Genomic DNA, 13,350 nt, shown 5'->3' with positions numbered 1-13,350 from the left:
TCAGATGATCCCGGTGGAATAGGTTGGGCGGCCCGCCTTGGGACCGCCCGGGATCAGATCAGGGGCGCTCAACGCAGAGAGCCACGCCCATGCCGCCGCCGATGCAGAGGGTTGCGAGACCCTTCTTGGCGCCACGGCGCTGCATTTCGAAGAGCAGGGTGTTCAGGACGCGCGCGCCGGAGGCCCCGATCGGGTGACCGATGGCGATGGCACCGCCATTGACGTTCACGATCGACGGATCCCAGCCCATGTCCTTGTTCACGGCGCAGGCCTGGGCGGCGAAGGCTTCGTTGGCTTCCACGAGGTCGAGATCGTCGACCTTCCAGCCAGCCTTGTCGAGCGCCTTGCGCGACGCGTAGATCGGGCCAACGCCCATGATCGACGGGTCGAGACCGGCGGTGGCATAGGAGGCGATCCGGGCCATGGGCTCGATGCCGCGCTTCTCGGCTTCATCGGCGGACATCAGCAGAACGCCCGCCGCGCCGTCATTCAGACCCGAAGCGTTGGCCGCGGTGACCGAGCCGTCCTTGGTGAAGGCGGGGCGCAGTTTCTGCATCGCTTCCATGGTCGCGCCGTGGCGGATGTACTCGTCCTTGTCCACGACGATGTCGCCCTTGCGGGTCTTGATCGTGTAGGCAAAGACCTCGTCGTCGAACTTGCCGGCCTTCTGGGCGGCTTCGGCCTTGTTCTGGCTGCTGACGGCGAACTCGTCCTGCATGTCACGGCTGATCTGCCACTGCTCGGCCACGTTCTCGGCGGTCTGACCCATGTGGTAGCCGTTGAAGGCATCCCAAAGACCGTCGCGGATCATGGAGTCGATGAACTTCATGTCGCCCATCTTCTGACCCGCGCGCAGGTTTGCCACATGGGGGCTCAGCGTCATGTTTTCCTGACCACCCGCACAGACCACGGCCGCGTCACCCAGCTGGATGTGCTGGGCGCCCAGTGCCACGGCGCGCAGGCCGGACCCGCAAACCTGGTTGATGCCCCAGGCGGCACCTTCGATCGGCAGACCCGCATTCACATGGGCCTGACGGGCCGGGTTCTGACCCTGACCGCCAGTCAGAACCTGACCGAGGATGGTTTCGGAGACGTCGGATTTCTCGATGCCGGCTCGGGACACCAGTTCCTGCAGCATGGCCGCGCCGAGATCATGGGCCGGCGTGTTGGCGAACGAGCCGCCGAAACTGCCCACGGCAGTTCGTGCGGCGGATGCGATTACAACGTTGGTCATCTAAGGTCTCCCTCTAAGGTCTTTCGGGCGCCCGGGTTCGGCAGGCTGCTTGCGGTGCATGACGAAATGTCCTCTTTCGTCTATTGGAGGAAATTCCAGCGGGGCACCTGACATCGTGTCTCACTCCTATGGTCGGAGTCCGGCTTACCGGGGGGCTCCGGACGCAAGGGTGCGGAAATTCGTTAACTATATGAGGGGGTTGGCGCGCTGGGTCGCGTTGGCGCGGTGCGGTAAAAAAAATTTACCACACATGCGTACAGCGCAAAGCCGCCCTGCGAGAGGCGGCTTTTACCCGTTAAGGCTGTGCTGAGAAGGGCCGATGCGCGCGAAACGTCGTCGCGTCGAGAGTGATTCAGGCGCGCAAAAGGGCGGCGTCGTCGAGCCATGCGGGCTTCGTGCTGGGGGCTGCGAAGTGATAGCCTTGCATGCAGTCGATCCCCGCAGCGGTCAGGAAGGCCGCGTCGGTTGCCGTCTCCACCGACTCCGCCACGGTGAACATGTCGAAATGAGCGGCCAGCGAGATCAGCGCCTGGGTCAGCACCTGGTTGTCCACATTGCTGGAAATGTTCCGGATAAACTTGCCGTCGATCTTGACGATGTCGAAGAAGAAGTCCCGCAGATAGGCGAAGGAGGTTTGACCCGCCCCGAAATCATCCAGCGCGAAGGTGATCCCCTTGCGTTGCAGATCGCGCATGAACTTGGTCACGATCTCGGGGATGGCCATGGCGGATTGCTCGGTGATTTCGAGAATGAGCCGCTCTGCCGCCGTGGGGTCCGCCGCAAGGCCCCGTTCCAGGACCTCGTTCCACTCCGGATAGCCGATCGACCGGGCGGACATGTTGACCCCCAAACGCAGGGTGGGCACTTGGCGCAGCGCCTCGAGACCCCGTTCCAGCGCGAGGCAGTCGATCTGCCGCCCAAGCTCCTGTTCCTCGACCACGGTGATGAAGTCCCGGGCCGGGATCAGGCGTCCTGAATCGTCGTGGATCCGGATCAGCCCCTCCTGATAGGCGACCTTCTTCTGGTTGCCGGCCTGCATCACGGGCTGAAAGGCCAGCAGTGCGTTTTTGTGGGCGACCGCCTGTTTTACAAGGGCGAGTGTAGACTTGTCGCGTTGGGCGACGGCCTCGGAGAGAGGGTTCTTCTGATTGGGACCAGCGGATTTGGCAGGGCGCTTCGGCGGCATGGGACAGCTCCATTCGTTACGAGGCCACCATTGCGCGAGAACCCTTAATTCGTCATGAATCTTCCTGCTTTGTTCTAAATTGGACTCAAATGCCGCGATTGGAGGCCCCGATGACCGAAACCCGATGCGACTGGTGTGGTGATGACCCGCTCTACGTGGCCTATCACGACACCGAATGGGGTGTGCCGGAGCGCGATCCCCACGCCCTGTTCGAGAAACTCACCCTCGAGGCGTTTCAGGCCGGGCTGAGCTGGATCACCATCCTGCGCAAGCGCGAGGGGTTTCGCAGCGCCTTTGCCGGTTTCGACCCCGCGATCATCGCGGGTTGGGGCGATGCCGAGGTGGCGCGCCTGTTGCAGGACCCCGGGATTGTGCGCCATCGCGGCAAGATCGAGGCGACCATCGGCAATGCCCGCGCCTATCTGGAGATCGAGGAAAAACAGGGGTTCTCACCCTACCTCTGGGGTTTCGTCGCAGACAGCCCGATCCAGAACCAGTGCACCAGCCTGTCCGAGGTCCCCGGCTCGACCGATATCTCCAAGGCATTGTCCAAAGACCTCAAGGCGCGGGGCTTCAAGTTTTGCGGGCCGACGATCGTTTATGCCTTCATGCAGGCGGTGGGCATGGTGAATGACCACCTCATCTCCTGCCCCCGGCATGCCCGCGTGGCGGCCCTTGGGGGGGCGGCGCGCTAGCTGCCCGGCTGTTCGTCGATCAGCCGGGTAAGGATCGCCTTGGCCGACGGGGTGTCCCATTCGGCGGCCCCGACCAGCCGGGCGATCTCGGTTCCGTCGCGGTCCAGAATCACCGTCGTCGGCAGGCCGGGCACGGACATCGCATCGGCGATTCCCTGCTTGATGTCACGATACTCGGGCAGGGAGGCGACCTCTGCCTCGCCAAAGAACCGCTTGATGCCGGTCACCGAGTTGCGCCCCGTGGCCAGGGTCACCACGGCGAAATCCTCACCCCCCATGGAGGTGTTCAGCCGGTCCAGCCCGGGCATCTCTTTCTTGCAGGGGCCGCACCAGGTGGCCCAGAAGTTCAGTACGACGATCTTGCCCTCATAGGCCGCCAGGCTCGACTGGCTCTCGTCATCCAGCACGAAGGGCAGGTCCGAGCTCGGCTGGGCGGTCTCGTGAAAGCGCAGCTTGATCATCTCGCCCTCGCGCAGCGCCTCGAGCGCCGGGATGTCGCGGAGGACGGGCTGGCCCGTGTCGGCATTTGCACCAAGGGCGGCGCCCAGATATAGGACGGCGAACGCGATCCAGCGCATATGTCTTCCTTCTCTTTGCTTCACGGGGCCGAGCCATGTCCGACACCAAATCCAACGCCATGTGGGGCGGCCGCTTCGCCGCGGGACCGGATGCGATCATGGAGGCGATCAACGCCTCGATCTCCTTCGATCAGCGGTTGGCGCGGCAGGATATCGACGGCTCCCGCGCCCATGCGGCCATGCTTGCCCAACAGGGTATCCTCAGCAGTAAGGACGTGGAGACGATCCGGGAAGGCCTCCTCACGGTCTTGTCAGAGATCGAAACAGGCGCGTTCGCCTTCTCGGCTGCGCTGGAGGACATCCACATGAACGTGGAGGCCCGGCTCAAGGAGCTGATCGGCGAGCCCGCGGGGCGGCTCCATACGGGGCGCTCGCGCAACGATCAGGTGGCGACGGATTTCAAGCTCTGGGTGCGGGACCAGTTCGACGCGGCGGAGCAGGGGCTCGAGGCGCTGATGCGCGCCCTTCTGGCCCAGGCCGAGGCCGGGGCCGACTGGGTGATGCCGGGCTTCACCCATCTGCAGACCGCGCAGCCGGTGACCTGGGGCCATCACATGATGGCCTATGTGGAGATGTTCGCCCGGGACCTGAGCCGGGTGCGCGATGCCCGGGCGCGGATGAACGAATGCCCGCTGGGGGCCGCGGCCCTGGCCGGGACCTCCTTCCCGATCGACCGGGAGGCGACGGCGGCTGCGCTCGGCTTTGACCGCCCGGCGGCCAATTCGCTGGACGCGGTCTCGGACCGGGACTTCGCGCTGGAATTCCTGAGTACGGCGAGCATCTGCGCCATGCATCTGAGCCGGATGGCCGAAGAGCTGGTGATCTGGTCCTCCGCGCAATTCCGCTTCGTGGCGCTGTCGGACCGGTTCTCCACCGGCTCCTCGATCATGCCGCAGAAGAAGAACCCGGATGCGGCTGAGCTGATCCGGGCCAAGATTGGCCGGATCGTCGGGGCGAATGTGGCGCTTCTGACGGTGATGAAGGGGCTGCCGCTCGCCTATTCCAAGGATATGCAGGAAGACAAGGAGCAGGTCTTTGATGCCGCCGACACGCTGATGCTGGCGCTGGCGGCCATGACCGGCATGGTCGGCGACATGACCGCGAACCGTGACAGCCTCGAGGCGGCGGCGGCCAGCGGCTTCTCCACCGCGACGGATCTTGCCGATTGGCTGGTGCGGGAGTTGAACTTGCCCTTCCGCGATGCACATCATGTGACAGGCACGCTGGTCGCCATGGCCGAGGATCAGGGGTGTGATCTGCCGGATCTGAGCCTCGCGGACATGCAATCGGTCCATGGCGAGATCACCGAGGCGGTGTTCGATGTGCTCGGCGTGCATAACTCGGTGGCCAGCCGCACCAGCTATGGCGGCACGGCGCCGGTTCAGGTCCGCGCGCAGATCGCGCGCTGGAAGGAGATTTTGGGATGAGCCTGCGCAAAACTCTGGGCCTCGGGGCCCTGTGCCTCGTTCTGGCGGCGTGCAACGTATCGGACCCACGCGTCGGCGCGGGCGTGAGCGTGGGATCGGACGGCGTCCGCGTCTCGCCCTCGGTCGGGGTCAGCCTGGGCCGGGCCCGTGTGGGGGTCGGACTATGAGACCGCTCTGGATCCTCGCGGCCCTCGGCCTGCTGACCGCCTGCGGTGTGGATGGCGCGCCCTCGGCCCCGCCCGCCGATGACCGCCCCGAACCCGGGGTGACCATTTCGGGGACAGCCTCGGCAGGTGTGAAGGCCCGGTTCTGATGTCTTTGCTGCGTTGGCTCTATCTCGCGCTGGCCATCTGGGGCGCGATCCACCCGATGTATTATTTCGTCACCTATATGCAGGAGACGGGCACGGGGCTCTCGGGGCTGATCGACGCGTGGTATGTGAACAACTCCACCACCGGGCTGACCTGGGATCTGACGATTGCGGCGATCGCCCTGACGGTTTTCGTGATCTCCGAGACCGTCATGCGCAAGAACTGGATTGCCCTTCTGGCGGTGCCGGCGACCTTCTGCATCGGGGTGTCCTGCGGATTGCCGCTCTATCTTTTCCTGCGCGGCGGGCCGTTGCGGGCGCGCTGATCCGCGGATCCCCTGAAATTGCAATTCCGGGCCGGTCTGCTATGCCCGCCCGCGCAGCTTTACGCCCCTGAGGAATCGCCCCATGGACCACTTTCTCTATCGTGACGGCCAGCTTTATGCCGAGGACGTGCCCGTGTCGGCCATTGCCGATGCGGTGGGCACGCCGTTCTACGTCTATTCCACGGCGACCCTGACCCGGCATTTCCGGCTCTTTGACGAGGCGCTGGACTGGGGTCCGCATCTGGTCTGCTTCGCGATGAAGTCGAACTCGAACCAGGCGATCCTCAAGGTGCTGGCCGGGCTCGGTGCGGGGATGGATGTGGTCTCGGGCGGGGAATACGCGCGGGCCAAGGCTGCGGGTGTGCCGGGTGATCGGATCGTGTTCTCCGGCGTGGGCAAGACCCGTGAGGAGATGCGCGACGCGCTGATCGGCGGGATTCGCCAGTTCAACGTGGAATCCGAGCCCGAGATGCGCGCCCTGAGCGAGGTCGCGGTGAGCCTCGGCACGAAAGCGCCGATCACCCTCCGGGTGAACCCGGATGTGGACGCCAAGACCCATGAGAAGATCGCCACGGGCAAATCCGAGAACAAGTTCGGCGTGCCGATTTCGCGGGCGCGCGAGATCTATGCCGAGGCCGCGTCCCTGCCGGGGATCGACGTCATCGGCATCGATGTGCATATCGGCAGCCAGCTGACCGAGCTCGCCCCGTTCGAGGCGGCCTATCTCAAGGTGGCCGAGCTGACCCGCGCCCTGCGTGCCGATGGGCATGACATCCGGCGGCTCGATCTGGGCGGCGGTCTGGGCATTCCCTATGCACGCTCGAACGAGGCGCCGCCCCTTCCGAACGATTACGGCGCCTTGATCCAAAGGACCGTGGGCGATCTGGGCTGCGAGATCGAGATCGAACCCGGGCGGCTGATCTCCGGCAATGCGGGTCTGATGGTGTCGCGGGCGATCTACATCAAGCAGGGCGAGGATCGGGAATTCCTGATCCTCGACGGGGCGATGAATGACCTGATCCGGCCCTCCATGTATGGCGCGTATCACGATATCATCCCGGTGCGCGAACCCGCCCCGGGCGTGGTCCCGACGCCCTATGACATCGTCGGCCCCGTCTGCGAGAGCGGCGACACCTTCGCCAAGGGGCGCGAGATGCCGCCCATTTCCGAGGGCGATCTGGTGGCGTTCCGTTCGGCGGGTGCCTATGGCGCGGTCATGTCGTCAGAGTACAATACAAGGCCGTTGATCCCCGAGGTGCTGGTCCATGGGGATCAATTCGCTGTCATTCGACAGCGCCCCAGCTTTGACGAAATCATAAATCGCGATACCATTCCCGAATGGCTAGAGGATACTCCCGTCCCGGCCCATCAGGAATGACCGATGCCAGACACGCGCAGCCCGCGACCTGACGAGGACTTTATCCAGAACAAGGATGCCGCCCTGCGCCAGCTCGTCTGGCCCCGGCGGCTGACCCAGATCGGCATGACCGCCGAGCGGTTTGTGCGGGCCTTCTGGCCGCTCTGGTGCGTGCTGGCGCTGAGCCTTGTGGTGATGATCTTTGGCGCCGGGCTGGCCCTGCCGCTCGAGGTGATCTGGTCCGTCACGGTCCTGTTGGTGCTCGGCGCGGGCGCGACCGCATGGTTGGGGATCCGCCAGTTCCGCATGCCCAGCCGTGCGGATGCCGAAGCCCGGCTGGACCGCACGGTTCCGGGGCGCCCGATCGAGACCCTGCGCGACCTGCAGGCGATCGGGGCCGAGGATGAAGGCTCCCGCGCGGTCTGGAACGCCCATTTGAGGCGCATCGCCGAAAAGGCCCGGGGCGCGCGGGCGGTTCTGCCCGATCTGCGTCTTGCGGATCGCGACCCCTATGCCTTGCGCTATGTGGGGGCCACGGCTATGGCGGTGGCGCTGCTCTTTGGCGGTCTGGGACAGGTGCGCGAGCTTGAAGGCGCGGCAACAGGCGGGCAGGCCCTGGCCACAGGCCCGGCCTGGGAAGGCTGGATCGAGCCGCCAGCTTATACCGGCAAGCCGAGCCTTTATCTGAACGATCTGGATCAGGCGGCGTTGACCGTGCCCGAGGGCAGCCGGGTGACCTTGCGCCTCTATGCGCTGGATGGCGAGCTGAGCGTGCGCGAGACCGTGTCCGAGGCGCCAGCGGAGCCCTCGGGCGACATCGCGCAGGAAGTGATCGTCGCCCGGGACGGCACTCTGGCTATCGAGGGCGAGACCGGGCGCAGCTGGGACTTCACCGTGTTGGTCGACGCGCCGCCGGTGATCGCGGTGGACGGCCCGGTGACCCGCACGGTCATGGGCGAGATGGAATTGCCCTTTGCCGCCAGCGATGACTACGCGGTTGTGGGCGGGTCGGCGCAGATCGCGCTGGATCTCGGCAATGTGGACCGGCGCTTTGGGCTCGTCCCAGCGCCCGAGCCGCGCGAGACGATCATTGTCGATATCCCCATGTCGATCTCCGGCGACCGGGCCGAGTTTTCCGAGGTGCTGGTCGACAACTTTTCCGAGCATCCCTGGGCCAACCTGCCCGTGACCCTGACCTTCACCGCCGAGGATGACCTCGGCCAGGAGGGCGTGGCCGAGCCGTTCGAGCTGGTGCTGCCGGGGCGGCGCTTCTTCGACCCGATGGCGCAGGCAATCATTGAACAGCGGCGCGATCTGCTCTGGACCCGCGAGAACGCGGTCCGGGTGAGCCAGCTTCTGCGCGCGGTCAGCCACCGGCCTGAGGGGTTCATCAACAACGACACCGCCTATCTGATGCTGCGCACGGCCCTTTCGCAGCTCATCGTCGGGATCGAGACCGAGGTGACGCCGACCCTGCAGGAGGAGGTGGCCGAAGCGCTCTGGAATGCCGCGCTGCAATTCGAGGAAGGGGATCTGGCCAATGCCGCCGAACGGTTGCGGCGCGCGCAGGAGCGTTTGTCCGAGGCCATGCGCGATGGCGCCACGGACGAGGAAATCGCCGAGCTGATGCAGGAACTGCGCGATGCCATGCAGCAGATGATGCAGGAAATGGCCGAGCAGTTTCAGCGCGATCAGGAGAACGGCCAGCAACAGCAGCAGGCCGAGAACCAGGGCGAGATGCAGGAGATCACCGGCGATCAGCTGCAGGATATGCTCGACCAGCTGCAGGAGCTGATGGAGCAGGGCCGCATGGACGAGGCGCAGGCGCTGCTCGATCAGATGATGCAGATGATGCAGAACATGCAAATGGCCGAGGGGCAGCAGGGTCAACAGAGCCCGGGTGATCAGGCCATGGAAGGCCTGCAGGAGACCCTGCGCCAGCAGCAGGATCTGGCCGATGAGGCGTTCCGCGATCTGCAGAACCAGCAAGGTCAGCAACAGGGGCAACAGCAGGGCCAGCAACAAGGTCAGCAGCAGGGGCAGCAACAGGGCCAACAACCGGGGCAGCAGCCGGGCCAGGGCCAGCAAGGGCAACAGGGCCAGCAGTTCGGGCAAGGCCAGCAACAGGGTCAGGGCCAGGGACAGTCCGGCGGGCAGCAGCCTGGCCAAGGCCAGGGGCAGGCCCAGAATGGGCAGGGGATGCCCGATGCGGATACGCTGGCGCGCCGGCAGGACCAGCTGGGTGATATTCTCGACCAGCAGGCCCAGAACCTGCCGGGGGCCGGGACCGAGCTCGGCGATGCCGCGCGCGACGCGCTGGACCGGGCCGGGCGCAGCATGGATGACGCGGCCAACGCGTTGGATCAGGGCGATCTGGCCGAGGCGCTGGACAACCAGTCCGACGCCATGGATGCGATCCGCGAGGGGATGGAAAATCTCGGCGAGCAAATGGCCCAGCAGCAACAACAACAGCAGCCCGGAGGGCAGCAGGGGCAGGCCAACAGCCAGTCCCCGAACCAGCAGCGCGACCCGCTGGGTCGCGACAATGGCAATCAGGGTCGTCTCGGGACCGACGAGAACCTGCTGCAGGGCGAGGACCGCTATCGCCGCGCGCAGGAGCTGTTGGATGAGATCCGCCGCCGCTCCGGCGAGCAGGAACGCCCGGATGCGGAGCTCGATTACCTCAAACGCCTGCTCGACCGGTTCTGAGACGCGGGTCCGCGCGGTCCTGTCAGGGACCGCGCTACGCGATCCGCTTGCCGCGATCCGGTTTCAGCGTTGCACGAGGGCAGTGGTGGCTGGATCCGGAGGACAGAGGTCGCGCCATGGCGCGGTCCCTGACAGGACCGCGCGGACCCGCACCGCCGCGCCCATGGCGTCAGGAGGTCAGCTTGGCGATCAGCTCAGTGGCGCGCGTCACAGCCTCTTCGAGCCAGCCATGCACGGTCTCGCGCAGACCATTCATGGCCGCCACATAGCTGGTCAATTCCGGCTGAAACTGCGGAAAGCGCTGCGCAAGCAGGGGCGCGTAGGCATAGACCAGCAGCGCCGCCGTCGCGCAGATCAGCACCACCGAGAAGCCCAGCCTAAAGCCCCGTCCATGGCTGCGATGCTCCTGCGCCTGTTCGGGGGTCATCATCCGGGTCGGATCCGTGCTGTCCAGCGGCCCGGCCCGCAGGCTCGAGTTGATATCCTCGATATCCGGCAGGAGGTCCTTGCGGGCCACCTGGGTCCGGCGCGGCTCTGCCGGTTCCGAGGGGGCCTCAACCTCCCGGTCCGTCGCGGCGGCCGCCATGGGGGGGCCGAATGCGAACCCCTCCATCCCGGAGGGCTCCGGCGCGCTGTCGGTGAGGGCAAATTCCTGCTGGGTCTCGACGAGGGCGGCGGCCTCCTTGCGGCGCTGGCGTGCCTCGCGCTCAGCTTCGGCGCGCAGGATGTCCGCAATAGCGGGGTCCAGCTCGCGCTTGGGCGATACCTGCGCGGGGACCGGCGGAAAATCGCCCTCATCCCCAGCTGCGTCGGTGATGGCGGGTGATGCGTCCTGCATCCTGGGCGACTCGACGGCGGTCGGGGCCGTCTCGACCGCGGACTCAGTCGTATCGCCCGCGCCTGTGGAGTGCTGAAACCAGCCGTGGCCGCAGCTCGAACACTGCACATCGCGCCCGCGCGCGGGGATCGCCGCGTCGTCAACTTCATACTGTGCCTGACAATTCGGACAGGTCAGTCGCATGCTCGGTCCACCGTTTTTGGATCTGCCCAGTATTCTTATCGGGTTCCGGCCCCGCAGGTGCGCAACGGCCCCTGGGATGCGCGTGACATGATCGCGGTCACGGCGCGCAATTGCAACTGCCAAGACACATGCGCTACAGGAGGGCAGCAGCAGAGGGACCCCCATTCATGATCGATCTGGACAATGTGGCGTTCCGCTATGGAGACCGTCTTCTGTTCAGCGCGGCGCAGCTGCATGTCCAGCCCGGGGAGTTCTATTTCCTGACCGGGCCATCGGGGGCCGGCAAGACCACGCTGATCAAGCTGTGCTACCTGGATCTGGCTCCGGATGAGGGTTCGGTGTCGCTGTTTGGAGCGCCTGGGGCCGGGCTTGGTCGGGATGAGATCGCCAGAACACGTCAGCGGATCGGGGTCGTGCATCAGGATTGCCGGTTTCTGGACCACCTGACCGTGGCCGAAAACATCGCGCTGCCGCTCTCGGTGGCCGGGCGCGCGGTGCCGGACACCGATCTGGCAGAACTGCTGAGCTGGGTGGGCCTGTCCGAGCGCGCAGGCGCCACCCCGCCCGAGCTGTCGGGCGGTGAGCGGCAGCGGGCAGCGCTGGCCCGCGCGGTGATGATGGATCCGGATGTGATCCTCGCCGACGAGCCTACGGGCAATATCGACTGGGAGATGTCCCAGCGCCTGCTCACCCTGCTGGTCGAGCTCAACCGCATGGGCAAGGCCATCCTTCTGGCGACCCATGACCTCGCGCTGATCCGCCATGCCAAGACCATGACTACGACGCGGGTGCTGCGCCTCGCGGGGGGACGCCTGCAACAGGCGGGGAGCGACCTGTGACCAGCCCGACCGCCCCTGCCACCGAGATCTCGCTCTCGGCCAATGACGTGGTCCCGCCCACGGGCTTCACGGCGCAGCTGACGGTGCTGACCGCCGGGGCCATGGCCTTTCTCGCGGTCTTCGCACTGGCCCTTTCGGTCGCCGCAGGCGGGTTGGCGGATCGCTGGTCCGAGGCCCTGTCGCGCACGGCGACCGTGCGGATCTCGGCCCCGGCGGGGCAGGTCGAGGCCCAGACCCGCGCGGTGCTCGAGGTGCTGGCAACGACCCCCGGTGTGGCGTCGGCCCGCGCCTTGGACCGCGCCGAGCAACAGGCCCTGCTGGCGCCCTGGTTCGGGCCGGACCTGCCGCTGGACACACTCACCCTGCCGCGCCTGATCGAGCTGGTGGAAACCGCCGACGGGTATGACCCGGTGAACCTGCGCCTGCGGCTCGCGGGAGAGGCCCCGGGCGCGGTGCTCGACGACCATTCCCGCTGGCGGCGCCCGCTGATCGAGGGCGCGGACCGGCTGCGGGGGCTTGCGGTGATCTCGGCCCTGCTGATCGGGGTGGCCATGTCGGCGATGATCACGCTGGCGGCCCATGCGGCGCTGGCGGCGAATGGGCAGGTCATCACGGTGCTGCGGCTGGTGGGCGCGCAGGATATCTATATCGCGCGCGCCTTCACACGGCGCTTTACCCTGCGCGCCATCCTTGGGGCGGTGCTGGGCACGGTCCTTGCGGTGCTTGCACTGGTGCTCCTGCCGCGGGACGCGGCGGAGACGACGCTGCTGTCGGGGCTCGGGTTTAGCGGGGCAAGCTGGCTGCTGCCCGCGCTCGTCCCGATCTTTGCCGCCCTGCTCGCCTATATCGCCACGCGCATCGCCGCGCTGCGCATGCTTAGAAAGTTGGCCTGATGCAATATCTCCGTTCGCTGTTCTTCAATTTCCAGATGTACTTGGCCATGGTGGTATTGTTCATCTGGTTCACGCCTGCGGCCATGTTCCGCCGCAGCGCAGCCTATGCGGGGATCCGCACCTATTGCCGCTATGTGCGCTGGTCGGCCGCGTGGATGATCGGGCTGAAATCCGAGATCCGGGGTGAGGTGCCGAAGGGCGAAGTGATCATCGCCTCGAAGCATCAGAGCTTCTTTGACATCATCATGATCTGCAGCGTGATCGATGCGCCGCGCTTCATCGCCAAGAAAGAGCTCCGCCGCGCGCCCATGCTGGGCTACTACGCCTACCGCGTGGGGTGCGTCTTCGTGGACCGGGGCAAGCGCGGGCGCGCCGTGCAGGATATGGTGGCCGGGGTCACCGACCCGAACGCGCCCAAGGGGCAGCTTGTGATCTACCCGCAAGGCACCCGGGTCGCGGTGGATGCGGACAAACCCTATAAGGTGGGCGTTGGCGCGCTCTATACGGCGCTGGACCAGCGCTGCGTGCCTGCGGCCACGAATGTGGGCGTCTTCTGGCCCCGCTCAGCGGTCCTGCGCAAGCCGGGCCTCGCGGTGGTCGAGTTCCTCGAGCCGCTGGGCGCGGATCTGGCGCTTGAGCCGTTCATGGCCGAGATCGAGACGCGGATCGAATCTGCGTCGGACCGGTTGATGCTGGAGGCGGGCTTCGATGCCGCCGCCGCCCGGGCCAAGGGCGCCTCCGGCGGATCCTGAGCCCCCAACCCTTTGGAGAACCG

14 protein-coding genes and 1 pseudogene are annotated in these 13,350 nt (G+C 66.2%); 10 read left to right on the top strand and 5 right to left on the bottom strand.

The window, feature by feature from the left end; all coding sequences use genetic code 11:
* Positions 1-58 precede the first annotated feature (58 nt).
* Entirely contained in the window at positions 59-1,234 is a 1,176-nt protein-coding gene (locus ACP150_RS18585; RefSeq protein ID WP_424968187.1) for an acetyl-CoA C-acetyltransferase, read from the bottom strand.
* Positions 1,235-1,586: 352 nt separating this feature from the next.
* Positions 1,587-2,420 (bottom strand): EAL domain-containing protein, encoded by an 834-nt coding sequence (locus tag ACP150_RS18580; RefSeq protein ID WP_424968186.1) that lies wholly within the window; start codon positions 2,418-2,420, stop codon positions 1,587-1,589.
* Positions 2,421-2,509: 89 nt separating this feature from the next.
* Here ACP150_RS18580 and ACP150_RS18575 point away from each other — a divergent pair, with 89 nt between their 5' ends.
* Positions 2,510-3,115 (top strand): DNA-3-methyladenine glycosylase I, encoded by a 606-nt coding sequence (locus ACP150_RS18575; RefSeq protein WP_424968185.1) that lies wholly within the window; start codon positions 2,510-2,512, stop codon positions 3,113-3,115.
* Here the strand turns inward: ACP150_RS18575 and ACP150_RS18570 are convergent.
* A complete protein-coding gene (locus tag ACP150_RS18570) occupies positions 3,112-3,693 on the bottom strand; it encodes a TlpA family protein disulfide reductase (RefSeq protein ID WP_424968184.1) in 582 nt (193 codons plus the stop codon). The two genes, ACP150_RS18575 and ACP150_RS18570, sit on opposite strands and share 4 nt — an antisense overlap.
* A 35-nt stretch (positions 3,694-3,728) precedes the next feature.
* Between ACP150_RS18570 and argH the strand changes: the two genes are divergently transcribed.
* The 6 genes from argH (at position 3,729) to ACP150_RS18540 (ending at position 9,822) form a co-directional block, all read left to right on the top strand.
* The gene (gene argH, locus ACP150_RS18565; protein ID WP_424968183.1) at positions 3,729-5,120 is read left to right on the top strand and encodes an argininosuccinate lyase; all 1,392 of its coding nucleotides are present in this window, start codon (positions 3,729-3,731) and stop codon (positions 5,118-5,120) included.
* Complete coding sequence (locus ACP150_RS18560) at positions 5,117-5,287, top strand: hypothetical protein (RefSeq protein WP_424968182.1); 171 nt, start codon at positions 5,117-5,119, stop codon at positions 5,285-5,287. Before argH ends, ACP150_RS18560 begins: the two co-directional genes overlap by 4 nt.
* A complete protein-coding gene (locus ACP150_RS18555) occupies positions 5,284-5,433 on the top strand; it encodes an argininosuccinate lyase (protein WP_424968181.1) in 150 nt (49 codons plus the stop codon). Before ACP150_RS18560 ends, ACP150_RS18555 begins: the two co-directional genes overlap by 4 nt.
* Positions 5,433-5,756, top strand: coding sequence for a DUF2834 domain-containing protein (locus tag ACP150_RS18550; protein ID WP_424968180.1), 324 nt, complete (start codon positions 5,433-5,435; stop codon positions 5,754-5,756). The genes ACP150_RS18555 and ACP150_RS18550 overlap by 1 nt, the downstream gene beginning before the upstream one ends.
* A gap of 82 nt (positions 5,757-5,838) precedes the next feature.
* Positions 5,839-7,134: a diaminopimelate decarboxylase gene (lysA, locus tag ACP150_RS18545; RefSeq protein ID WP_424968179.1), complete on the top strand. Its 1,296-nt coding sequence runs from the start codon at positions 5,839-5,841 to the stop codon at positions 7,132-7,134.
* Between the two features lie 3 nt (positions 7,135-7,137).
* Positions 7,138-9,822, top strand: a complete 2,685-nt coding sequence (locus ACP150_RS18540; RefSeq protein ID WP_424968178.1) for a DUF4175 domain-containing protein — start codon at positions 7,138-7,140, stop codon at positions 9,820-9,822.
* A gap of 169 nt (positions 9,823-9,991) precedes the next feature.
* On the opposite strand, the gene ACP150_RS18535 is transcribed toward ACP150_RS18540, so the two are convergent.
* Together ACP150_RS18535 and ACP150_RS18530 are read right to left on the bottom strand one after the other, a co-directional pair.
* Complete coding sequence (locus ACP150_RS18535) at positions 9,992-10,660, bottom strand: hypothetical protein (protein ID WP_424968264.1); 669 nt, start codon at positions 10,658-10,660, stop codon at positions 9,992-9,994.
* A 90-nt stretch (positions 10,661-10,750) separates the two neighbouring features.
* Positions 10,751-10,843: pseudogene (locus ACP150_RS18530) on the bottom strand (zinc-ribbon domain-containing protein); the annotation flags it as partial.
* Between the two features lie 167 nt (positions 10,844-11,010).
* On the opposite strand from ACP150_RS18530, the gene ACP150_RS18525 reads away from it, so the two are divergent.
* The 3 genes from ACP150_RS18525 to ACP150_RS18515 are packed head-to-tail and all read left to right on the top strand — an operon-like array spanning position 11,011 to position 13,327.
* Positions 11,011-11,682 carry a cell division ATP-binding protein FtsE gene (locus ACP150_RS18525; protein WP_424968177.1) on the top strand — a complete coding sequence of 224 codons (672 nt, stop codon included), beginning with the start codon at positions 11,011-11,013 and terminating at the stop codon, positions 11,680-11,682.
* On the top strand, positions 11,679-12,575 hold the full coding sequence (locus ACP150_RS18520) for a cell division protein FtsX (RefSeq protein ID WP_424968176.1): 897 nt from the start codon (positions 11,679-11,681) through the stop codon (positions 12,573-12,575). The genes ACP150_RS18525 and ACP150_RS18520 overlap by 4 nt, the downstream gene beginning before the upstream one ends.
* Positions 12,575-13,327 carry a lysophospholipid acyltransferase family protein gene (locus ACP150_RS18515; RefSeq protein WP_424968175.1) on the top strand — a complete coding sequence of 251 codons (753 nt, stop codon included), beginning with the start codon at positions 12,575-12,577 and terminating at the stop codon, positions 13,325-13,327. Before ACP150_RS18520 ends, ACP150_RS18515 begins: the two co-directional genes overlap by 1 nt.
* The last annotated feature ends 23 nt before the right edge of the window (positions 13,328-13,350 follow it).

Source organism: Dinoroseobacter sp. S375 (assembly GCF_049800775.1).
GTDB lineage: Bacteria > Pseudomonadota > Alphaproteobacteria > Rhodobacterales > Rhodobacteraceae > Dinoroseobacter.
This window is presented reverse-complemented; position numbering and strand designations above follow the sequence as displayed.